This window comes from Rhodococcus sp. GA1, from assembly GCF_024321955.1.
Taxonomy (GTDB): Bacteria; Actinomycetota; Actinomycetes; order Mycobacteriales; family Mycobacteriaceae; genus Rhodococcus; species Rhodococcus pyridinivorans.
This window is the reverse complement of the sequence record NZ_CP097186.1, coordinates 831,898-852,947: the sequence shown is the minus strand read 5'-3', so window position 1 is coordinate 852,947 and position 21,050 is coordinate 831,898. Positions and strand designations below refer to the sequence as shown.

The following is a 21,050-nucleotide window of genomic DNA, read 5'->3' as shown; positions in this document are numbered from 1 at the left end:
ACGAACGAAGGCGAGATGTTGCGTAAATTCGACGTTGCAAGCATGAGTGCCGACGAGATCACCGCGGCGGACCTGCCCCGGATGGTGGCGGACGCCGCGGCATGCGAGCCCGACCGGATCGCCGTGGCGCACGGCATGGACACCACCACCTACGCCCGCTTGCACGATGAGGTCGTCAAGCTCGATGCGGCCATGGGGATCCTGCTGGGACAGGCCTCGCTCGTGCCCATCGCGCTCGCCACCGTCTTCCCGGCGCTGGCCGACTCGGCGCGCGGCGACCTGCGCAACGTGCTCGACGCACTCGTGATCGACCTCGTCGACTGCGTGGCCCCCGCGCCTCTTTCCGCGGCCGGCTGACGAACCGCCCGGTATCCACCATCATTGAATCGGTAGGTCGACGAATGAAGTGATCGGTGCTGCACGACAGTACCGGTTCGGGTGGGAGGTCACATGGACGACGACACGCTCACCGTCGCCTGCAAGTACGGCGAAGTCCGGGGGTATCGCGACGGCGAGGTCTACGTCTGGAAGGGCATCCCGTACGCGGCCCCGACCGGTTCCCGGCGGTTTCGAGCGCCGCTACCGCCCGAACCGTGGGACGGCGTCCTCGACGGCGCACGGTTCGGACCGATAGCTCCGCAGAGCCGGCAGAGCCCGATCGGGATCGACCCCGAGATGACGTTGAGCGAGGACTGTCTCTCGCTCAACATCTGGGCGCCGTCGCCCGACGGACGCCGACGCCCCGTCATGGTCTGGATCCACGGTGGCGCCTACGTGCTCGGTTACTCCGGTCAGAAGATTTACGACGGCCGAAACCTGTGCGAGAGCGGCGATGTCGTGATCGTCACGATCAACTACCGGCTCGGCGCGCTCGGCTTCCTCGACCTGTCGTCCTTCTCCACGCCCGGGACCACCTTCGAATCCAACGTCGGCCTCCGGGACCAGATCGCCGCCCTCGAATGGGTGCGCGACTGCATCGCCGACTTCGGTGGCGATCCGGACTGCGTGACGCTCTTCGGTGAATCGTCGGGTGCGGGGTCGATCACCACGCTCATGACGGTCCCGAAGGCCAAGGGCCTCTTCCATCGTGCGATCGCCCAGTCGCCGCCCGCCACCTCGGTGTACGGCAGCGACCGTGCCGCGACCGTCGCACAGCGCTTCCTCGAGATCCTCGACCTGTCGCCGTCCCGGGCCGCCGAACTACTCACGATGTCGACCGACACGCTGGTCGAGGCGTCGGAGGTGCTCGTCGCCGAGACTCCGACGAAGGTGCCGGGGACGCTCGCCATGACACCGGTCGTCGACCGCGGCCTGGTGCCGAAATATCCGGTCGCGGCCTTCCAGAAGGGGCTGTCGCACCGGATCCCGCTGATCATCGGCTCGAACAAGGACGAGCCGTCCATCTTCCGCTTCATGAAGTCCCCGCTGATGCCCGTCGACGACACGGCGGTGCAGGCCATGTTGGCGGCGTTGGCCGACGACCGGACGGATCTGCCTGCCGAGCGACTCGCCGAGATCGTCGCGGCGTATCCCGACCTGCCCAAACCCATCGGGGCGATGGCGCTCTCGCGCGACGCCGGTTTCCGCATGCCGGTGCTGTGGGTCGCCGAAGCGCACAGCGCGCATTCGCCGACCTGGGTGTACCGCTTCGACCACGCCACCCCGATGCTCAAGGCCGCCCGGATCGGAGCCGGGCACGCGACCGAATTGCCATATGTCTTCGGAAATTTCGGCACTCTCGGCCGGGATCCGTCCTTCTGGCTCGGCGGCCGCAAGGCCGCCGGTGAGGTCTCCGGTCGTGTGCAGCGGCGCTGGTTCGCGTTCGCGCACCACGGTGTGCCGGCGGCACTGGACGGCTCGAAGCACTGGCCGCAGTACGAGGCGGAGGAACGCTCGACCCTGCTCATCGACTCCACGGACAGGGTCGAGTCGGATCCGGACGGCGAGATGCGCCGGGTCTGGGGTACCGAGGTCATGGCCTTCACCTGAGCGCGCCCGCGCACCGGTGCGGCACGTGCTCCGATGGCACATGCCGTGAGATGACACATACGGTGCGTTGACCGGGTTGAACACGTGTGCAATCCTTGAAACGTGCGTTCAACCGCCGCCGGTGACGACCTCACCACCCGTGCACGGATCCGCGACGCTGCCATCCGGTGCATCGCCGCGTACGGGGTCGGCGTGCCGCTGCGGACCATCGCCGCCGAGTGCGGCGTCAGCGCCTCGCTGATCGTGCACCATTTCGGATCCCGCGCCGGATTGAAGGAACACTGCGACCGGTACGTGCTCGACGGGATCCGGCAGGCGAAGAGTGCCGTCCTCGACCCGAAGGCCGGACCGGCCGCGCTGAACGACCAGATGGAACACATCGAGAACTACGCGACCACGGTCGCCTACCTCTTCCGCACCCTCCGGACCGGCGGCGCCCCCGCCGCCGACTTCCTCGACCGGCTCGTCGCCGACACCGAGGCCTATCTCGAGGAGGCAGTGGCCGCCGGAACCGTGCGGCCCAGCCGGTTCCCCTCCGAACGAGCACGTGCCCTCATCTCGTTCAGCGTCGGCGCCGTGCTCATGGACCTTCCCGGTCCCGACGAATACCTCGACCTCGAAACCTTTCCTGCCAGGCTGCGCGCCTACACCGAACGCCTCGCGCTGCCGATGCTCGAGCTCTACACCGAGCCGTTGCTGACGGACTCGACCCTTCTCGACGCCTGTCTGGCAGCGCGTGAGGCACCCCCCGACTCCTGACGGAGGAAAGATGGACACCCCTGTTATCGAAATCCGCGACATCGTCAAGACATTCGGAACCACCAGAGCTCTCGACGGGTTCTCGATGACCGTCGAACGCGGCACCGTCGCGGGATTCCTCGGACCGAACGGCGCCGGCAAGTCCACGGCGATCCGCGTGCTGCTCGGAATGCTGCGTGCCGATTCCGGCACCGCCCGTGTCCTCGGATTCGACCCGTGGACCGACGCCGTCGCGATCCACCGCCGACTCGCGTACGTGCCCGGCGACACGAATCTGTGGCCCACCCTCACCGGGGGCGAGATCATCGACGTCCTCACCCGCATCCGCGGGGGAGAGGCGCGCACGCGTCGTCGCGCCGAACTCCTCGAACGGTTCGAACTCGACCCGACGAAGAAGGCCCGCACCTACTCGAAAGGCAACCGGCAGAAGGTCGCACTCGTCGCCGCCCTCGCATCGGACGCCGAGCTCTACCTGCTCGACGAACCCACCTCGGGTCTCGACCCGCTCATGGAGGCGGTCTTCACCGACGAGGTGCGAAGGCTCCGCGACCGCGGCGCGACCGTGCTGCTGTCCAGCCACATCCTCGCCGAGGTCGAGAAGCTCTGCGACACGGTGACGATCATCCGGGCCGGACGCGACGTCGAGACCGGCACCCTCGCACAACTGCGGCACCTGACCCGCTCGTCCGTGCGGGCCACGACCACCGCCCCTGCCGAGCGACTGGCCGGGCTCTCCGGAGTCCACGACCTCTCCACCGACGACGGCAGGCTCGCGTTCGACGTCGACAACACCGCCCTCGCACCGGTCCTGCAGGAACTCGCCGGACTCGGCGTCGAGAACCTCACCATCACACCCCCGTCACTCGAAGAGCTGTTCATGCGGCACTACGGCGACACCTTCGACACCGGTGACGGGAACGGTGCCGGTGCCGGTGCCGTGGAGGAGGTGTCCTCACGATGACCACGACGACACCGACAGCAGTGCCGACCCCGAGCGGTACCTCCGCGACGTCCGCGGCACCGTTCACCGGGCTCGGCACACTGCTGCGGTTCTACCTGCGGTTGGACCGCGTGCGCATCACCGTCTGGACCCTCGCGCTCGCCCTCACGGTATGGTCGACCGTCCTCAGCCTGGCCGCGGTCTATCCCGACGAGGCCTCCCGGCAGGCCCGCGCGGCCCTGCTGGAGAATCCGGCAGCCGTGCTCATGACGGGACCGGCCTACGGGATCGACAACTACACGCTCGGGGCGATGACTGCGAACGAGCTGAGTCTGACCGTCTTCGTCGCGACGGCGATCATGAGCATCCTGCTCGTCGTCAGGCATACCCGAGCGCAGGAGGAATCCGGCCGGCTCGAACTCCTGCGGGCTCTGCCCGTCGGGGCCTACGCCCCGCCGGCGGCCGCCCTGCTGTTGGTCTCGGTCGCGAATCTCGTGGTGGGTACCGGCATCACCGTCGCGCTCATCGCCGGCGGACTCGATGTCGTCGGCTCGATCGCCTTCGGTGTGGCCTCCGCCGTCACCGGGGTGCTCTTCGGCGCAGTCGCCGCGGTGACCGCCCAGTTCGGCGAGCACTCCCGCTCGGCCACGGGCACCGCGCTCGCAGTGCTCGCCGCGGCCTTCTTCGTCCGCGGAGCCGGCGACATCATCGAGGCCACCGGGTCGTGGCTGTCGTGGCTCTCGCCGATCGCCTGGGCCCAGCAGACCCGGCTCTACGTCGACGAGCGGTGGTGGCCGCTGCTGTTGTCCGTCGCCACGACGGTCGTGCTGCTCACCGTCGCCGTTGCGCTGTCGCGGCGCCGCGACCTCGGAGCCGGTCTACGGGCGCCGAAACCAGGCCCCGCCGAGGCCGATTCCGCGTTGCTCGGTCCGGTGGGGTTGATCCGGCGCCTGCTGCGCGGAGCGTTCGTGGGATGGCTGACGGGACTGGTGCTGTTCGGTGTCGCGATGGGCGCCCTCGCCAGTTCCGTGGAGGATCTCATCGACGAGATGCCTCAGGTGCTGGACATGGTCGGCGTGGATCCCGACGCCCTCACCGCCTCCTTCGCCGGGATGATGCTGATGTTCCTCGCCCTCGGCGCCACCGCCTTCGGTGTGTCCGCGGTGGTGCGAATGCGCAGCGAGGAGGACGGCGGACGGTCCGGTCTCGTGATCATCACCGGAACCGGGCGCAGCGCATGGCTATCCGCGGCACTCGGTGTGATCGTCGTCCAGACGGTCGTGGCGCTGCTCGTCTCCGGCGCCGCGACCGGACTGGGGGTCGCACTCGCGGTGGGCGACTGGGCGTGGGTGCTGCGGATGATCGCGGCGTCCCTGGCCTACGCGCCGGCGGCGATCCTCGTCGTCGCCGTGGCGTTCGCGCTGCTGGGCTGCGTGCCGCGCGCGACCGGGCTGGTGTGGGTGCTGGTGGTGTGGACGGTGTTCGTCGCGTGGCTCGGCGAGATGCTCGACCTACCCGACGAACTCGTCGCACTGTCGCCGTTCTCGCACATCCCGCTGGTGCCCGCAGAGAATGCGACGGCGATGCCGCTGATCATCCAGGCGGTCGCGGCGGTGCTGCTCGTCGCAGCGGCGATCGTGGGTTTCCGCCGCCGCGACGTGCAGGTGTGACGGATCAGTTGCGGTATTCGGGATGTTCGGAGACGAACTTCTCGACGTACGAGCAGGACGTACCGATCTTCAGTCCCTGCTTCTTGGTCTCGTCGAGGGCGTGCTTCACCACGATCCCGGCGAGACCCTTACCGCGGAACTGCGGGTCGGTGACGGTGTGGTCGAAGTCCCGCAGGTCGCCGTGCTGCGTGTAGTCGGCGTAGGCCGCGAGGTCGTCGCCGAGATAGAGCGCGAAGCGGGCCTTGTCGGCGTCGTGCTCGATCCGGGGTTCGGTGCCGTCGATGTTCTGCGTCATGATGTCACCGTACTCGGGGCGTGCTCTGGAGGAGTGTCGACGACGATCGCGTCGTCGTCGGTCAACGCCACGTGCTCGACGCCGTGCTCGCGCAGGTACAGCAGGGTCCGCTGTATCCCGTCGTCGGCCAGCAGCGAGTCGCCGGCGTGCGGCACGATCGCGTGCTCGACCCAGCCGAGTCCGTCCCACACCACCGGGATACCGCAGGTCGCGGCGACCTCGTCGGGGTCGTCGGAGAACTCGATGCCGCGCAGCGACGGTGTCGCGACACAGGCCCCGGCGCTGTATCCCCCGTACACGAGACGGTTGCTGCGCACCAGATCCGTGAACACGGCGTCGCCTCCACTGCGGGCCAATTGCGCTCGCAGGACGAAGGTGTTGCCGCCGCGCACCCACACGGACGTGAAGCCCGACAGTCGCTGCCGCAGCGAGTCGGGATCGTCGAGGTGATCGCGCAGATCCACCTCCTCCGGAGCGAAGCCGAGCGACCGCAGCGGGCCCATCTCGCTCGTGACCGCCGCCGCGCGGGCGGAGGCCGGCCACGCGTCGGCGGCGTTGGCGATCACCGCGATCCGGCCCGGCGCCACCAGACGGACGAAGGTGTCCGGGTCGGCGCCGAACCGGTAGGAGGACAGGAACAGCCGCACGACGTCAGATCGTGAACGCGAGGTTGTCGACGATGCGGCGCCCGACCTCGGTGTCGCCGCCGAGGGTGATCTCGTCGATTCGGTCCTCGGCGCGCACGCGTCCTCCGGCGAGCCGAACGAACAGTCCCGAGTCCATCGCGATCGTCGTGGTGGCCGGTTCGGAGAGGGCCGGGACCTCGGTGGCCCGTCCGTGCACCTCGACGTGGACGGTGCGTGCGAGGGGACCGGAGAGCTCGATCGTGATGCGTGCTCCCTCGGGGGCCTTGCCGCGCTTGCCCACAATGAACGGAACCGCACCGAAGACCTCCGCGGATCCGAGTTCGGCACGCGGGCCGCCCTCGCTGCCCGTCCTGCCGAGAGCGTCGCAGATGTCGAGTTCGTGGAGCCAGCAGTCGAACACGCGGATCCGCATGAAGCGTCCGTAGGGCGCCGGCCCGACGGGAGTGTTCGACTGCTTCCCGAAGTCCGCCTGGGTCATCGCGCCGAGTTGCTCCGTGCGTAGGGCGACGATCTCCCGGTAGCGCTCGAGCACGTCCGGGCCGGGAACGGGACGCAGCGACTCCACCCACAGTTCGTTGAAGGCCGCGATGTCGTTGCGGACGTGGTCGAACGAGCGCACGTCGCGTTCGATGCGCGGCGCTTCGATGCCCGCGAGCATCGACTCGGTGCCGATGAGATGCGCAGTGATGTCCTTGACCGTCCATCCCGGTAGGCAGGTGGCGGTGGTCCACTCGTCCTCGGTCGGTCCCGAGAGCAGATCGTCGAGCACGGCGAACTGCTCGAGCAGCAGCGGCCGGATCGTGTCGATCGGGAACTCGGCAGCGGAGGTATCGGGGGTGGTGTCGGGCTGCGATGTCACTGGTGCTCCTCGGCGGTGAGACGTTCGAGACCGGCGCGGATGAGTGCCGCGGTGGTTTCGGGGTCGTGGGGTCGACGGCGGACCAGACCGATACCCATCCGGACACGATCGCCGTTCCAGCGGGGCAGGACGTGCAGATGAGTGTGGAAGACGGTCTGGAAGGCTGCCCGTCCGTCGTTCAGGACGAGATTGGTTCCGTCGGTGGCGAGTTCGGAACGGGTCATCGCCCGGGCGATCCGCTGTCCGGCGCGGAAGACGGCCGCGCCCGACGCCGGATCGAGGTCCTCGAGGCGTGCGGCGTGCACGCGCGGGATCACGAGGGTGTGCCCGCGCGCGATCGGCCGGATGTCGAGGAAGGCCACGACCTCGTCGTCCTCGTACACCCGTGTCGCCGGACCGCTGCCGTCGGCTATGGCGCAGAACACACAGGAACTCACCGGGTCACCTTAACGCGGTGTGTCGGTCCCGATCCTCAGCGCGTCGACGAGGGCGGGAAGACCCACGGCGGCCGTGGTGCGCCAGGCGTGGTCGACCTGATCGCTCAGATCGGTCTCGCGCGGATCGATCTGTACCACCGGCACGCCGTGACTGCGCGCGAGCGACGGCAGGCCGGCCGCCGGGTAGACGACGCCCGAGGTGCCGACGACCAGCAGCAGGTCGGCCTCGCGCAGGGACTCGGTCGCGGTCTCCCACGGGTCCTGCGGCAGCATCTCGCCGAACCACACGACGCCCGGCCGGCCGTCGCCTCCGCATGCGGGGCACGACGGCGGATCGAGACGGGCGACGGGATCCTCCGGCGGATCGGGGAGGTCGACGGCACGCTCGCACCGGCTGCACCGCGGGGCGAACAGGCTCCCGTGCAGATGGGTGACCTCGTGGCTTCCGGCCCGCTCGTGGAGGTCGTCGACGTTCTGCGTCACGATCTGCACGTGGGCCGCCCGTGCCCAGTCGGTGAGGGCCCGGTGTCCGGCATTGGGCTGTACACGCCGGACGAGCGCGACCCGCCACTGATACCAGGCCCAGACCGTCGCGGGATCGTCCGCCCACGCCGCTGGTGTGGCGAGGGCAGTGGCGTCGAAGTTCTCCCACAGTCCGGTCTGCGCATCGCGGAAGGTGGGGACACCGCTCTCGGCGGACATCCCGGCGCCGGTGAGGACGGCGACGCGGCGGGCCGAGCGGGCGAGGTCGAGGACGGGTTCCGGCACATTCATGGGGCCAGGTTAGGTGCTCGGGTCAGGAGGGATCCGGGATCGGGTGCTCCCTGCCGCATCGCGGGCACGGTTCCTCCTCGGAGGTGAGCATCGCCCCGCAGTCGGGGCAGAGGAGATGGAGCCAGCAGACCGGGTCGCCGCCGAGGTCGGCCGTGCCGGGGTCGTCGTCGCCCGTGAAGTCGGCGGGCGTGTCGTTCGCGGGGTCCTTCCGAGGTTCGTGTGTCACGGACACCCCCCTACGCGGGCTGCCGGACGAGCGCAAAGGCCGGGTCCGGTGACCGAACATCTGAATCGATTCCGAAGTGTTCTGAATCGGTACACACCGCCGTTCGGTACACACGGAACGAATTTGTTTGCACTCCGCCTTCTTTCGCATCGGGGGCCGCTCCCGGGCCGTTTTCGGGACCGATTCCGATCGTCCTGCACGGTCTTGCTCACCGGAGGAAAATGGCATTTGTGAGGTGAGCTGCCTCACAAACTTGCGCCGTCTTGCTGTTCGGACTCGATTCAGATGATCTGACCAGGTTGCGAGGTCACGGGAGGGCACGGTAGGTCTGCTTAAGCCTTTCAGTGCATGACAGGCCGTCACATGGCCTTCGATAACGCATCTTTCGCCGCCGATCGCGGCACGACGCGCACTTTCATCGACGCAGGAGTCAAGAATTGAGTACCGAAGGATCGAACACGGGGAGCGGAGCGCACCGCCGTCCGACCGTCGGCGTGGTTCGTGAGACGAACGACGGGGAACGGCGGGTCGCGCTCGTGCCGAAGATCGTGCCCTCCTTGATCGGCAAGGGTCTCGACGTCGTCGTCGAGTCCGGTGCCGGCCAGGGCGCGCTGATTCCGGATGCGGCCTACAAGGAAGCCGGCGCGACCGTCGGCGACGCCTGGTCCGCCGACATCGTCGTCAAGGTCGCTCCGCCGAGCGACGCCGAGATCGCCCACCTGAAGTCCGGCCAGCGCCTGATCGGCTTCCTCGCCCCGCGCAACGCAGACAACCAGATCGGCGCCCTCACGCAGGCCGGAGTCGAGGCGTACGCCGTCGAGGCCATTCCGCGTATCTCCCGCGCGCAGGTCATGGATGCCCTGTCGTCGCAGGCGAACGTCGCCGGCTACAAGGCCGTGCTGGTCGCGGCGAGCGAATCCACCCGCTTCTTCCCGATGCTCACCACCGCCGCCGGCACCGTGAAGCCGGCGACCGTGCTGGTGCTCGGGGTGGGCGTCGCGGGTCTGCAGGCGCTGGCCACGGCGAAGCGTCTCGGTGGCCGCACCACCGGTTACGACGTGCGTCCCGAGGTCGCCGACCAGGTCCGGTCGGTCGGTGCCCAGTGGCTCGACCTCGGCATCGACGCCGCGGGTGAGGGCGGCTACGCACGCGAGCTCACCGAGGCCGAGCGGGCCCAGCAGCAGCAGGCGCTCGAAGACGCCATCAAGGGCTTCGACGTCGTCATCACCACAGCGCTCGTGCCGGGCCGCCCGGCGCCGCGCCTGGTGACCGCCGCCGCGGTCGATGGGATGAAGCCGGGTTCGGTCATCGTCGACCTCGCCGGCGAGACCGGCGGCAACTGCGAACTCACTGAGCCGGGGCAGACCGTCGTCAAGCACGACGTCACCATCTGCTCGCCGCTCAACCTGCCCGCGACGATGCCGGAGCATGCCTCCGAGCTCTACTCGAAGAACGTGTACGCGCTGATCGAGCTGCTCCTCGACGAGTCGGGTGCCCTGGCCCCGGACTTCTCCGACGAGATCCTCGAGGCCGCCTGCGTGACGCGTTCGAAGGAGAACTCCTAGATGTACAACGAACTACTCGCGAACATCGCGATTCTGGTCCTGGCCGGATTCGTCGGTTTCGCCGTCATCTCCAAGGTGCCGAACACGCTGCACACGCCGCTGATGTCGGGCACCAACGCGATCCACGGCATCGTCGTGCTCGGCGCTCTCGTCGTGCTCGGTCATCTCCCCGGTGATGCCCACTGGGGCATCAAGATCATCCTGTTCGTCGCTCTGGTCTTCGGCACCCTGAACGTCGTCGGTGGCTTCGTCGTCACCGACCGCATGCTCGGGATGTTCAAGCAGCGCAAGGACTCCCCGGCTGCACAGAAGAAGGGGGCTGACGCCTGATGGGCTACCTCGTCTCGGTCCTGTACATCATCGCCTTCGCGATGTTCATCTACGGTCTGTCGGGTCTGACGGGCCCGAAGACCGCAGTCCGCGGCAACTACATCGCCGCCGTCGGTATGTTCATCGCGGTCGTCGCGGTGCTCATCGACATCCGGGAGACGGAGAACTGGGGTCTGATCATCGGCGGTCTGGCCGTCGGCATCATCCTCGGCGTCCCGCCGGCACTGAAGACCAAGATGACGGCGATGCCGCAGCTGGTCGCGCTGTTCAACGGCGTCGGTGGTGGCACCGTCGCACTCATCGCGTGGGCCGAATATCTCGAGTCCACCAGCTTCACGACGTTGGACGACGACCCGACCGTGGTCATGATCGTCGGTTCACTGTTCGCCGCGATCATCGGCTCGATCTCGTTCTGGGGTTCGCTCGTCGCCTTCGCGAAGCTGCAGGAACTGCTGAACAAGAATCTCGAGCGCAAGCTCGTCGCGTCGGCGAAGCTGTTCCAGCTGGCCAACATCGTCCTCGTCCTCGCGTCGATCGCCATCGCCGTCTACATCGGCATCAGCGCCGACGGTGACCCGCTGGCCTCGTGGTGGATCCTGGCGCTGCTCATTGCCGCCGGTCTGATGGGTCTGTTCGTCGTGCTGCCGATCGGTGGCGCCGACATGCCGGTCGTCATCTCGCTGCTCAACGCCCTGACGGGTCTGTCGGCAGCAGCTGCCGGTCTCGCGCTGAACAACCAGGCCATGATCGTCGCGGGCATGATCGTCGGTGCTTCGGGCACGATCCTGACCAACCTCATGGCCAAGGCCATGAACCGGTCGATCCCCGCGATCGTCTTCGGCGCCTTCGGTGGCGGCGAGGCGGCGGCCGGCGTGGCCTCGGCCTCCGGTGGCACGGTCAAGGCCACCTCGGCCTCGGACGCCGCCATCCAGATGGCGTACGCCAACCAGGTCATCGTCGTCCCCGGCTACGGTCTGGCCGTCGCCCAGGCGCAGCACGCCGTCAAGGAGATGGCAGCGCTGCTCGAGGACCGCGGTGTCGAGGTCAAGTACGCGATCCACCCGGTCGCCGGTCGTATGCCCGGCCACATGAACGTCCTGCTCGCCGAGGCCGACGTCGAATACGACGCGATGAAGGAGATGGACGACATCAACGGCGAGTTCAACCGCACCGATGTCACCATCGTCATCGGCGCGAACGACGTCACCAACCCGGCTGCCCGCCTGGACTCGACGAGCCCGATCTACGGCATGCCGATCCTCAACGTCGACCAGTCGAAGTCGGTCATCGTGCTCAAGCGCTCGATGAGCTCCGGTTACGCCGGTATCGACAACCCGCTGTTCACCGCCGACAACACGTCGATGCTGTTCGGTGACGCGAAGAAGATGGTCTCGGAGGTCACCGAGGAACTGAAGGCCCTGTAGGCCTTCCGGACCTGTCGCTGCTCCGTCACGGCGCCCACGCGGATCACCGCGTGGGCGCCGTCGGCGTCAGTACGGGAGCCAGCAGTGCGGCGAGGAGCACGCATGCGAGCGGTACGACCATCGCCGTCGTGAGGGAGGTCGCCTCGGCGATCCACCCGATGCACGCAGGGCCGGCCAGGAAACCCAGATAACCCAGACCGACGACGCGGGACATGTTCGCGCCGGGGGATCCCGAATCGAGATTGCCCGCGGCGCTGAACAGCTGCGGGAGGGCACCGGACAACCCCAGGCCGAACAATGCCCATCCGGCGAGTGTGAGGACCAGCCACGGCGACAGTGCCACGGCGCCGATCCCGACCGCGGCGACCAGCGTTCCGTACCGGATGACGGCGGCGCTGCCGAACCGGGCGGTGACCCGGTCGGCGACGAAGCGCCCGATCGTCATGGTCGCCGAGAACGCACCGAACGCGAGCGCGGCCACCGACTCCGGGCTGCCGAGCCGTTCCTGCACCTGCAGCGCGCTCCAGTCGTTCGCGACCCCCTCGCACAGCATCAGCGCGAACGCCACACCTCCGAGCAGCACCACGCGGCGCGAGTAACCGGCCCGGGGCCCCGGTGACGACGATCGGATCGGCGGCTCCGTCCGGACGAGGCGCGGCCCCGCCCGGCCCACCACCGCGGCCGCGACGACCCCGGCGACCGCGAGCGTGAGCGCGGGGCGAACCCCGGCGGCCAGGGCGGCCGCGCCCACCAGCGACCCGGCGATCCCGCCCGCGGAGAACAACCCGTGGAAGGCCGACATGATCGGTCGCCGGTACCGCTGTTCGACCACGACCGCCTGGGAGTTCATCGACACGTCCAGCGCGCCGTTCGCGAAACCGAACACTGCGAGAGCGAGTCCGAGCTGCCACGGCGCCGCGGCCAGGCCCGGCCCGACCACCGTCAGGGACAACATCAGAGCGAAGACGATCGTCGTGCGGTGGCTACCGATCAGGTCGGCGAGCCGACCCGTCACGTGCATCCCGCCGAGCGCCCCGAGGGCGAGCAGCAACAGCAACGATCCGAGTGCCGCGTGATCGATGCCCACCCGTTCCCGGATCGCCGGGATGTGGACGACCCACAGGGCGAGCAGGAAGCCGTTGAGCCCGAAGATCGCGAACACCGCCGCCCGGGCGTGCGTGAGCCGGTCCGTCGTCCGTTGCGAATCCACCACGTGGAGGCACGCTACCGAGCGTTCGCGGCCCCTACGTATCGGCGAGCAGCATGGGCACGGGATCGCCGAGGAACGCACCGATCGTCGCGAGTGCCCGTCCCGCCTGCTCCCCGTCGACGAGCCGATGGTCGAACGACAGCGACAACGTGACCACCTTCCGGATCGCGAGAGCACCGTCCACGACCCACGGGCGGTCGGAGATCGCTCCGACGGCGAGGATCGCCGACTCGCCGGGATTGAGGATCGGTGTTCCCCCGTCCACCCCGAACACCCCGACGTTCGTCACCGAGACCGTCGAACCCGTCAGCTCGGACGGCGTGGAGCGGCCCGTCCGCGCGCGGTCGGCGACCTCGGCGATCGACCGGGCCAGACGCGGCAACGACAGGCGCTGGGCCTCCCGGACCACGGGAACCTTCAGGCCGTCGGAGGTCGCAGTGGCGATCCCGAGATGCACGTCGTGGTGGAGCACGATCTCGCCCGTGTCGTCGTCCCAGTGCGCATTGAGCGACGGCTCGTCGGCGATCGCGTGCAACAGTGCGCGGGTGACGATGCTCAGCGCCGTCGGACGGACGCCTTCGAAGGCCGGCGACGCGCGCAGGGTCGACACCAGGTCGACGGTGGCGGTCGCGTCGCACGTGAGGAAGACGCTCGCGTGCGGGGCGGTGAAGGCGCTGCGGGAGACTGCCTCGGCGGTCCGCTTGCGCACCCCTCCGACGGGTATCCGTGTGGTCCGTTCGGGGGACGCCTCAGGGGCAGGTGAGTGTGGTCGTTCGGCGGTGGGTTCTTCGTCGTGGCCTGCGGTAGGTTCGTCGCCGTGTCCGGCGGTGCGCCGCACGTCGTCGCGCGTGATCACACCGCCGCGGCCGGTGCCCGTCACCGTGTCCAGATCGACCTCGAGGAGAGCCGCGAGTTTGCGTGCGCCGGGCTTCGCGTCGGGTCGTGCGGGAGGGGGATCACCGTCGCGGGCACGACCGGCGTCCGCCGAGGCACGGCGGGTCGCGCGTCTGCTCTGCGGGGCGTCGCCGGGTCCGTATCCGACGAGCACCGACGGTCGGGACGGGCCGCTGCTGTCACCGGCCGGTTCGGCGGGCCCGTCCTCGGTGGCGATCCGCAGCAGGGGTGCCCCGACCGGCACCGTCTGTCCCGGCTCGACCAGCAGTTCCTCGACCGTGCCGCCATAGGGCGACGGCAGTTCCACCGTGGCCTTGGCGGTTTCGACCTCCCCGATGACCTGGTTGAGTTCGACACGATCGCCGACCGCGACGACCCAGTGCACCCAGTCCGCTTCGGTGAGTCCCTCACCGAGATCGGGAAGACGGAATTCCTCTACTGCGCGTGTGGGATTCGTCATCGGTGCGCCTCACGCTGCGAGTGCGCGGTCGACCGCGTCGAGGATGCGATCCGGGTCGGGACGGTGGTGGGATTCGAGTTTGGCCGGGGGATAGGGGATGTCGAATCCGCCGACCCGCAGGACCGGTGCCTCGAGCTGGTAGAAGCACCGCTCGGTCGTGCGGGCGGCGATCTCCGCGCCGATGCCGCAGAAGACCGGCGCCTCCTGCACGACGACGAGCCGGCCGGTTCGCCGCACCGACGCCTCGATCGTGTCGAAGTCGATGGGGGACAGCGACCTCAGATCGACGACCTCGAGCGAATGTCCTTCCGCTTCGGCGATGTCGGCTGCGCGTAGCGCGGTAGCGACCAGCGCACCGAAGGTCACGATCGTCGCGTCCGAACCGGACCGGACGACCCGCGCGGACGTGAGCGGCAGGTCGGGTGCGGTCTCCGTGTCGATCTCACCGCGTTCCCAGTAGCGGTGCTTCGGTTCGAGGAAGATCACCGGGTCGTCGAGCGCGACGGCCTGCTGGATCATCGAGTACGCATCGGACGGGGTACTCGGGCTCACGACCCGCAGACCCGCGGTGTGGGTGAAGTACACCTCCGGTGATTCCGAATGATGTTCGACCGCACCGATGCCGCCGCCGTAGGGGATTCGGACGGTCAGCGGGGCCACCACGGCACCGGCCGTGCGGTAGTGGATCTTCGCGACCTGCGAGACGATCTGGTCGAAGGCCGGATAGACGAAGCCGTCGAACTGGATCTCGCACACGGGTCGGTAGCCGCGCAGCGCCATCCCGAACGCCGTTCCCACGATCCCGGATTCGGCGAGGGGAGTGTCGATCACACGACCTTCACCGAAATCCTTCTGCAGGGTGTCGGTGATGCGGAAGACGCCGCCGAGGGTGCCGACGTCTTCACCCATGATGACGACCTTGGGGTCGCGTTCGAGTGCGCGGCGGAGTCCGGCGTTGAGGGCACCGCCGAGGGTCATCGTCGTGGTGGTCATCGTCGCGCCTCCTCCGTGGGGCCGAAACTCGCCAGATATTCGGCGTAGTCCGCGCGTTCCTGTTCGACGAGCGGATGCTCGGTGGCGTAGACGTGGTCGAACAGGGCGGCGGGTTCGGGGTCGGGCATCCCGAGCGTGCCGCGCCGGAGCCGCATCGCGGCATCGTCGGCAGTGGTCCGGACCTCGTCGAAGAAGTCGTCGTCGGCGTGCCCTTCGCGTTCGAGCAGTCGTCGCAACCGATCGATGGGGTCGCGTGCCTGCCACTCCTCGAGATCGGCGGGTGTGCGGTAGCGGGTGGGGTCGTCGGAGGTCGTGTGCGGGCCCATGCGGTAGGTGAGTGCCTCGATGAAGAACGGACCGGCACCCTCGCGGGCATGCCGGACGGCACGCCGGGTCACCGCCAGGACTGCGAGGACGTCGTTGCCGTCGACCTGCACGGCCGGCATCCCGAATCCGGCGGCGCGCCGGGCGAGGGGGACCGGACTCTGCACGTGGGTGGGCACGCTGATCGCCCAGTGGTTGTTCTGGCAGATGAACACCACGCCGACACCCCAGCTGACCGAGAAGACCATGGCCTCCGAGAGGTCGCCCTGGCTCGTGGCGCCGTCGCCGAAGTACACGACGGTGGCGATCTCGGCTCCGTCGAGCTTCGCGCCCATCGCGTAACCGGTGGCGTGCAGGCCCTGGGCTCCGACGACGATGGCCGGGTTGGTGGTGGCGACCGTCTGCGGATCCCATCCGGACAGGCCGCACCCACGCCACAGGCGGGTCATGTCGGCGGGGTCGACGCCGCGGCACAATGCGACGGCGTGCTCGCGGTAGCTGGTGAAGACGTAGTCGTCGGGCGCGAGTGCCCGGGCGGAGCCGACCTGCGCGGCCTCCTGGCCCTGGAGCGGCGCCCAGAGGCCGAGCTCACCCTGCCGTTGGAGAGCCGTCGCCTCAGCGTCGACGCGTCGCGCGACGACCATGTCGCGGTAGAGCCCGCGCAGTTCGTCGGGGCCGACGTCGGCGACGAGTGGGCCGTACTCGGTGTCGAGGACGCGTCGCCCGTCGGGTTGGATCAACTGGACCGGATAGGCGGTCGGTACAACCATCGGATCACCTCGTCGGTGCGGATCCGGCGTGCCCTCGTGAGGCCCGACCGGATGATGTGTGCCGTACATCACATCATCCGGGCAAATCGCGCGTGCGCAATCGATCAGCCTGCAACCGTGCAGAAAGCACGGTTTCGGGGTGCTCCGAGCTGGCAGACTGCGAAGAATGACCAGTCTGGATGCCACCGATGCGCGTCTGCTACTCGAACTCACGCGCACACCGCGGGCCACGGGAGTCGAGCTGGCGCAGCGTCTCGGGTTGTCCCGCAACACCGTCCAGGCGCGCCTTGCCCGATGGGAGGCCGAGGGCGTGCTCGCCTCGTTCGACCGGCGGGTGGACCCCGTCAGCCTGGGTTATCCGCTCGCCGCCTACGTGGCCACCCGCGTCGATCAGCACCGTCTCGACGAGGTCGTCGACGAACTCGCACAGATCCCCGAGGTCACCGAGGTCTACGGGCTGACCGGGCAGATCGACCTGTCGGTGAAGGTGGTCGCCCGTGACGCCGACGACCTCTATCGGCTCGCGGGCCGGATCCTGAAGATCCGCGGCGTCGAACGCACGGACATGTCGCTGGTCATGCAGGACCTCGTCCCGCAGCGCACGGCGCCGCTGCTGGCCCGGGCCGCCGGGCGCAGCGGAGACGAGGCGACCTAGAGCACTAGCGGCCCGCGTTCGGGGTGGCCAGCTGGGCGGCGGCCTTGCGGATCTGATCGGGGATCGGGACGGGGCGGCGCGTCTGCGGATCGACGTAGACGTGGACGAACCGGCCGGTCGCCGCCGGGATCAGGGTGTCGTCGGCCTCCCGGAAGATTGCGAGCGAATAGGTGATCGACTGTGTGCCCAGACGTTCGACCGCCAGTCCGACCTGCAGGCGGTCGGGGAAGGACAGCTCGGCGAGATAGCGGCAGGAGGTCTCGGCCACGACCCCGATCGCGTCGAGTTCGCGGATGTCGACACCGGTGGTGGAGATGAGCCACCCGTTGACCGCCGAGTCGAAGTACGAGTAGTACGTGACGTTGTTGACGTGGCCGTAATGGTCGTTGTCGGCCCAACGCGTCTGCATGGGCCACAACACCGGGAACTGCTCCGGCTCAGGCGGGGCGGCTGGGCTCGTCGGTTGGCGGTTGCTCACGTCTCGACGATAGTGCTCTCCGCACGTCAAATCAGACCAACCCCCACGCCAATCCCGAACCGAGACGCAAAACCCCCGAATCGGACGTGCACAGGGCGTGTCCGCCCGCCGGGGTCGTCCCGGCACGCACGGCGTGTCGCCCCAAAGCCGGAACGGCGTGTGCCGTTCGTGTCAGGATCGGGTCATGTCCGATACCCCCGTTCTTCTCTCCACCGTCGAACTCGCCGAGATGATCGAGCAGGGCCGGTCGCCGGTGATACTCGACGTCCGCTGGGCACTCGGCGACAGACACGGACGGGACCGATTCCATGAGGGGCACATCAGCGGAGCGGTCTACGTCGACCTGGACGAGGATCTCGCCGATCCGCCCGCACCCGAGCTCGGTCGTCATCCGCTGCCCGACATCGACCGTTTCCAGGCCATCGCACGCCGGTGGGGGATCGACGACGGTGCTCTCGTCGTCGCATACGACGACAGCGGCGATCTCGCCGCGGCCCGCGCGTGGTGGCTGTTGCGCTGGGCGGGGCACTCCGAGGTGCGATTGCTCGACGGCGGACTGCAGGCGTGGATCGCCGGCGGGCACCCTCTCGCCGCGGGACCGGGCGGCGAGAAGAAGCCCGGCAACGTGACGTTGAGCCCCGGCCACATGCCCACCATCGGTCCCGATGAGGCCGCGACCTACGCGACCCACGGAGTTCTGCTCGATGCGCGCGCCCACGCACGGTACCGCGGCGACGAGGAGCCGGTGGATCGCCGGGCGGGCCACATCCCCGGGGCGGTCAGCGCGCCGACCACCGAGAACCTCCGTCAGGACGGGTCGTTCCTGCCCGCGGATCAGATCGCGCACCGCTTCTCGACGCTGGGCGTGAAGCGTACCGACGTCGCCGTGTACTGCGGATCGGGAATCAACGCCGCACACGAGATCGCCGCGCTCGAGATCGCGGGCATCGACGCCGCGCTGTATCCGGGTTCGTGGTCGCAGTGGTCGGCGGATCCGAAGCGGGAGGTCGCCACCGGCAGTTGAGCGGCGACCCGCCGGCCGATGGGCAGTTCTCGTCGACGATTCGCAACATCGCCGACGAGAACTGCACTCCGGAGGCGGGACTACCGGTCGTGAATGGGACAGCTGCCACGGTAGGTGCTGCAGTCCTGGCGACCCTGCTCGGAGCGATCGTCGCCCACCTCGTCGAGGCCGCACCGGTGATCGCCGGCGAGTGCGAGGCGACCTACGGCGTCGACCTCGGCCCGTTCTTCACCGGCTGGTTCGTCGGCGACCTGGGGGGCGACACCGTGACCACCACGTTCGTGTTCCAGTCGGCGCGAACGGCCGCGTGGGTCAACAACTTCGATCTGCAGAACCCCCGCCACGCACGACATCACCCGCGTCGAGATGACCGTCGCGGTCGATGCCGCCGCCGTGGTGCTCGACGGTCTCGAACAGGGCCATATCGTCTGACGGCCGAGTCCTCCTCCGTCCCGACCGTTCAGGAACGGGAGTACTCCGACGCGCGGCGCACCTGCTCGCGCGTCGGGGTCACTCCCGTGTAGAGCTCGAACTGCAGTGCCGCCTGCAGCGCGATGACCTCGTCGCCCGTGATCACCGGGATGTCGTGCTCGCGGGCGAATCGGACGAGCGGGGTGTCCGGCGGCACGGCCACGACATCGAAGACCGTCGACGCTGCGGCGACGAAGTCGTGGGGCAGCGGCAGGTCGCCCGATTCGGCACCGCCCGCCATCCCGATCGGAGTGGCGTTGACGATCAGCCCGGGTGCGACGTCGCTCGTGTCGGCGCGCCATTCGTAGCCGTACTTGCGTGCGAGCGGTCGTCCGGTGTCCCCGTTGCGCGCGACGATCGTTCCGTCGGTGAATCCGTTGTGGCGCAGCGCCGCTGTCACCGCCTTCGCCATGCCGCCGCTGCCCACCACCGTGACGGGCAGGGCGGAATCGACGCCGTGCTCGACGAGCAGATCGCTCACCGCCTGGTAGTCGGTGTTGTAAGCGTGCAGGACGCCGTCGTCGTTGACGATCGTGTTCACGGACTCGATGGCCCGCGCCGAATCGTGCAGCACGTCGACGAGGGGCAGCACGGCTTCCTTGAACGGCATCGACACCCCGGCGCCGCGGATGCCCAGGCCGCGTATCCCCGCCACGGCGTCCTCGATGTTCGCGGGCGCGAACGCCTTGTAGACGAAGTCGAGGCCGAGTTCCTCGTAGAGATGGTTGTGGAACCGGGTGCCGATGTTGCTGGGACGGCCGGACATCGAGATGCACAGCCGGGTGTCCTTGGAGATGCGCTCGAGCATTTGCTCACCGTAGACCCTACATGTTCGGAAGCAGCGATTTTCTCAGGAGAGCACGTTGTTCTCACAACAAAGAACAAGATACTGTCCGATGCAAGGGAGACGATCTGGGTGCAGGAGGACTGAGATTCGAACGGGAAGGCGCGATCGTCTGGTGCATCATCGACCGGCCCGCAGCGCGCAACGCGTTCACCCCGGCGATGTACTGCGGACCCGAACGTGCGGTGCGACTGGTCGATTCCGATCCCGACCTCGCCGCCCTCGTCATCTCCGCCGTCAACGGCATCTGCCAGGCGGGGAGACTGCTGGTCGCGATGATGTCACGGGCACGACTCCGCCGCGCCCACCAAGGCACGGTGGTCGTCGACCGTGATCGGCAACGCGTAGCGCACCGCCACGGTCAGGTACCGGCCGGCGAACCAGCAGCGGTAACCGGGAGCCGGTGGCAGCCACTGGGCCGGCGTGCCGTCGCGCTTGTCGAGGTTGGCCTGCCCGTCGACAGCGACGAGGTTGTAGGTGATGTCGTTCGCGAACCGGAGTCGACGTTCGGCGGGCCATGCGGCGGCACCGAGATCCCAGGCCGCGGCGAGCGGATAGATGTGATCGATGTGCACGGCGTTCGCCTCGGCACGCCGGAACTCCACGCGCGCACCGGTGTACGGATCGTTCAGGACCCCACTCGTCACGACACAGTCGTCGGTGCCGGCCCGGAAGGTGGGGGAGGTGAGGTCGCGCGCGAGGACGTTGTTGCGGGTATCGCAACCGTCGTGCCCACCGGCCCCGGGATGGTCGTCGGACCAGGCCGGACCGAACACGCATCGCTCGCCCGCGCCGCAGCCCCGCTGATAGCCGGGAACCTTCCGGCGCTGATCGACCACCGTCACCTGCTCGAGCAGGAGATGCACCTCGGCTCGGGTGGGGCTGCCCGGCACCGTCCCGGACCCCGGCGCGGTGCGGTCCCACAACCAGGACACCGCCACCGCGACCACCACTGCCGCCACCCACCACGTCGCGTTCCCCCCACGCACGCGGCGATCCTGACATGCCCTGC

General features: G+C 68.7%; 24 protein-coding genes and 1 pseudogene. 12 read left to right on the top strand and 13 right to left on the bottom strand.

Annotated features, from left to right (window positions below):
* Nucleotides 1-42 precede the first annotated feature (42 nt).
* From M3330_RS04115 to M3330_RS04095, 5 genes are all read left to right on the top strand, one after another.
* A complete protein-coding gene (locus M3330_RS04115) occupies nucleotides 43-357 on the top strand; it encodes a non-ribosomal peptide synthetase (protein ID WP_228044996.1) in 315 nt (104 codons plus the stop codon).
* Between the two features lie 93 nt (nucleotides 358-450).
* A complete protein-coding gene (locus tag M3330_RS04110) occupies nucleotides 451-1,989 on the top strand; it encodes a carboxylesterase/lipase family protein (protein WP_006552905.1) in 1,539 nt (512 codons plus the stop codon).
* Between the two features lie 102 nt (nucleotides 1,990-2,091).
* On the top strand, nucleotides 2,092-2,748 hold the full coding sequence (locus tag M3330_RS04105; protein WP_255027075.1) for a TetR/AcrR family transcriptional regulator: 657 nt from the start codon (nucleotides 2,092-2,094) through the stop codon (nucleotides 2,746-2,748).
* Nucleotides 2,749-2,758: 10 nt separating this feature from the next.
* Complete coding sequence (locus M3330_RS04100) at nucleotides 2,759-3,709, top strand: ABC transporter ATP-binding protein (RefSeq protein ID WP_255027074.1); 951 nt, start codon at nucleotides 2,759-2,761, stop codon at nucleotides 3,707-3,709.
* Complete coding sequence (locus M3330_RS04095; RefSeq protein ID WP_255027073.1) at nucleotides 3,706-5,358, top strand: ABC transporter permease; 1,653 nt, start codon at nucleotides 3,706-3,708, stop codon at nucleotides 5,356-5,358. The genes M3330_RS04100 and M3330_RS04095 overlap by 4 nt, the downstream gene beginning before the upstream one ends.
* Before the next feature lie 4 nt (nucleotides 5,359-5,362).
* Here the strand turns inward: M3330_RS04095 and M3330_RS04090 are convergent, their stop codons facing one another.
* From M3330_RS04090 to M3330_RS04065, 6 genes are read right to left on the bottom strand one after another with little or no spacing between them, the layout of a single operon-like run.
* Nucleotides 5,363-5,653 (bottom strand): GNAT family N-acetyltransferase, encoded by a 291-nt coding sequence (locus M3330_RS04090; protein ID WP_006552909.1) that lies wholly within the window; start codon nucleotides 5,651-5,653, stop codon nucleotides 5,363-5,365.
* On the bottom strand, nucleotides 5,650-6,300 hold the full coding sequence (locus tag M3330_RS04085) for a Type 1 glutamine amidotransferase-like domain-containing protein (protein WP_255027070.1): 651 nt from the start codon (nucleotides 6,298-6,300) through the stop codon (nucleotides 5,650-5,652). The genes M3330_RS04090 and M3330_RS04085 overlap by 4 nt, the downstream gene beginning before the upstream one ends.
* A gap of 4 nt (nucleotides 6,301-6,304) precedes the next feature.
* Nucleotides 6,305-7,159, bottom strand: a complete 855-nt coding sequence (locus tag M3330_RS04080; protein WP_006552911.1) for a maleylpyruvate isomerase family mycothiol-dependent enzyme — start codon at nucleotides 7,157-7,159, stop codon at nucleotides 6,305-6,307.
* The gene (locus M3330_RS04075) at nucleotides 7,156-7,596 is read right to left on the bottom strand and encodes an HIT family protein (RefSeq protein WP_050993456.1); all 441 of its coding nucleotides are present in this window, start codon (nucleotides 7,594-7,596) and stop codon (nucleotides 7,156-7,158) included. The genes M3330_RS04080 and M3330_RS04075 overlap by 4 nt, the downstream gene beginning before the upstream one ends.
* 9 nt (nucleotides 7,597-7,605) lie before the next feature.
* Entirely contained in the window at nucleotides 7,606-8,370 is a 765-nt protein-coding gene (locus M3330_RS04070; RefSeq protein WP_064256615.1) for an NAD-dependent deacylase, read from the bottom strand.
* Between the two features lie 22 nt (nucleotides 8,371-8,392).
* Nucleotides 8,393-8,596 carry a hypothetical protein gene (locus M3330_RS04065; RefSeq protein ID WP_144376989.1) on the bottom strand — a complete coding sequence of 68 codons (204 nt, stop codon included), beginning with the start codon at nucleotides 8,594-8,596 and terminating at the stop codon, nucleotides 8,393-8,395.
* Between the two features lie 437 nt (nucleotides 8,597-9,033).
* Here M3330_RS04065 and M3330_RS04060 point away from each other — a divergent pair, with 437 nt between their 5' ends.
* The 3 genes from M3330_RS04060 to M3330_RS04050 are packed head-to-tail and all read left to right on the top strand — an operon-like array spanning nucleotide 9,034 to nucleotide 11,915.
* Complete coding sequence (locus M3330_RS04060; protein ID WP_255027065.1) at nucleotides 9,034-10,161, top strand: Re/Si-specific NAD(P)(+) transhydrogenase subunit alpha; 1,128 nt, start codon at nucleotides 9,034-9,036, stop codon at nucleotides 10,159-10,161.
* Complete coding sequence (locus M3330_RS04055; RefSeq protein WP_006552916.1) at nucleotides 10,162-10,491, top strand: NAD(P) transhydrogenase subunit alpha; 330 nt, start codon at nucleotides 10,162-10,164, stop codon at nucleotides 10,489-10,491.
* A complete protein-coding gene (locus M3330_RS04050) occupies nucleotides 10,491-11,915 on the top strand; it encodes an NAD(P)(+) transhydrogenase (Re/Si-specific) subunit beta (protein WP_255027063.1) in 1,425 nt (474 codons plus the stop codon). The genes M3330_RS04055 and M3330_RS04050 overlap by 1 nt, the downstream gene beginning before the upstream one ends.
* A 43-nt stretch (nucleotides 11,916-11,958) precedes the next feature.
* Here the strand turns inward: M3330_RS04050 and M3330_RS04045 are convergent, their stop codons facing one another.
* From M3330_RS04045 to pdhA, 4 genes are read right to left on the bottom strand one after another with little or no spacing between them, the layout of a single operon-like run.
* Nucleotides 11,959-13,128: an MFS transporter gene (locus tag M3330_RS04045; RefSeq protein WP_081263462.1), complete on the bottom strand. Its 1,170-nt coding sequence runs from the start codon at nucleotides 13,126-13,128 to the stop codon at nucleotides 11,959-11,961.
* 31 nt (nucleotides 13,129-13,159) lie between these two features.
* A complete protein-coding gene (locus M3330_RS04040) occupies nucleotides 13,160-14,479 on the bottom strand; it encodes a dihydrolipoamide acetyltransferase family protein (protein ID WP_255027062.1) in 1,320 nt (439 codons plus the stop codon).
* 9 nt (nucleotides 14,480-14,488) lie between these two features.
* Nucleotides 14,489-15,472 (bottom strand): alpha-ketoacid dehydrogenase subunit beta, encoded by a 984-nt coding sequence (locus M3330_RS04035; protein WP_006552547.1) that lies wholly within the window; start codon nucleotides 15,470-15,472, stop codon nucleotides 14,489-14,491.
* Nucleotides 15,469-16,566 (bottom strand): pyruvate dehydrogenase (acetyl-transferring) E1 component subunit alpha, encoded by a 1,098-nt coding sequence (gene pdhA, locus M3330_RS04030; protein ID WP_006552548.1) that lies wholly within the window; start codon nucleotides 16,564-16,566, stop codon nucleotides 15,469-15,471. The genes M3330_RS04035 and pdhA overlap by 4 nt, the downstream gene beginning before the upstream one ends.
* A gap of 166 nt (nucleotides 16,567-16,732) precedes the next feature.
* On the opposite strand from pdhA, the gene M3330_RS04025 reads away from it, so the two are divergent.
* Entirely contained in the window at nucleotides 16,733-17,221 is a 489-nt protein-coding gene (locus M3330_RS04025) for an Lrp/AsnC family transcriptional regulator (protein ID WP_006552549.1), read from the top strand.
* 4 nt (nucleotides 17,222-17,225) lie between these two features.
* Here M3330_RS04025 and M3330_RS04020 read toward each other — a convergent pair whose 3' ends face one another.
* The gene (locus tag M3330_RS04020) at nucleotides 17,226-17,699 is read right to left on the bottom strand and encodes a thioesterase family protein (RefSeq protein ID WP_024103679.1); all 474 of its coding nucleotides are present in this window, start codon (nucleotides 17,697-17,699) and stop codon (nucleotides 17,226-17,228) included.
* Nucleotides 17,700-17,883: 184 nt separating this feature from the next.
* Between M3330_RS04020 and M3330_RS04015 the strand changes: the two genes are divergently transcribed.
* Nucleotides 17,884-18,723: a sulfurtransferase gene (locus M3330_RS04015; RefSeq protein ID WP_006552551.1), complete on the top strand. Its 840-nt coding sequence runs from the start codon at nucleotides 17,884-17,886 to the stop codon at nucleotides 18,721-18,723.
* Nucleotides 18,720-19,247 (top strand): hypothetical protein, encoded by a 528-nt coding sequence (locus tag M3330_RS04010; RefSeq protein WP_152641014.1) that lies wholly within the window; start codon nucleotides 18,720-18,722, stop codon nucleotides 19,245-19,247. Before M3330_RS04015 ends, M3330_RS04010 begins: the two co-directional genes overlap by 4 nt.
* Here the strand turns inward: M3330_RS04010 and M3330_RS04005 are convergent.
* Nucleotides 19,184-20,002 carry a shikimate 5-dehydrogenase gene (locus M3330_RS04005; RefSeq protein ID WP_006552553.1) on the bottom strand — a complete coding sequence of 273 codons (819 nt, stop codon included), beginning with the start codon at nucleotides 20,000-20,002 and terminating at the stop codon, nucleotides 19,184-19,186. The genes M3330_RS04010 and M3330_RS04005 overlap by 64 nt on opposite strands.
* A gap of 104 nt (nucleotides 20,003-20,106) precedes the next feature.
* Between M3330_RS04005 and M3330_RS04000 the strand changes: the two are divergent.
* Nucleotides 20,107-20,322 (top strand): annotated as a pseudogene (locus M3330_RS04000) (enoyl-CoA hydratase/isomerase family protein); the annotation flags it as partial.
* Here M3330_RS04000 and M3330_RS03995 read toward each other — a convergent pair.
* Entirely contained in the window at nucleotides 20,320-20,991 is a 672-nt protein-coding gene (locus tag M3330_RS03995) for an HNH endonuclease family protein (RefSeq protein WP_006552554.1), read from the bottom strand. The pseudogene M3330_RS04000 and the gene M3330_RS03995 overlap by 3 nt on opposite strands.
* Nucleotides 20,992-21,050: the final 59 nt, after the last annotated feature.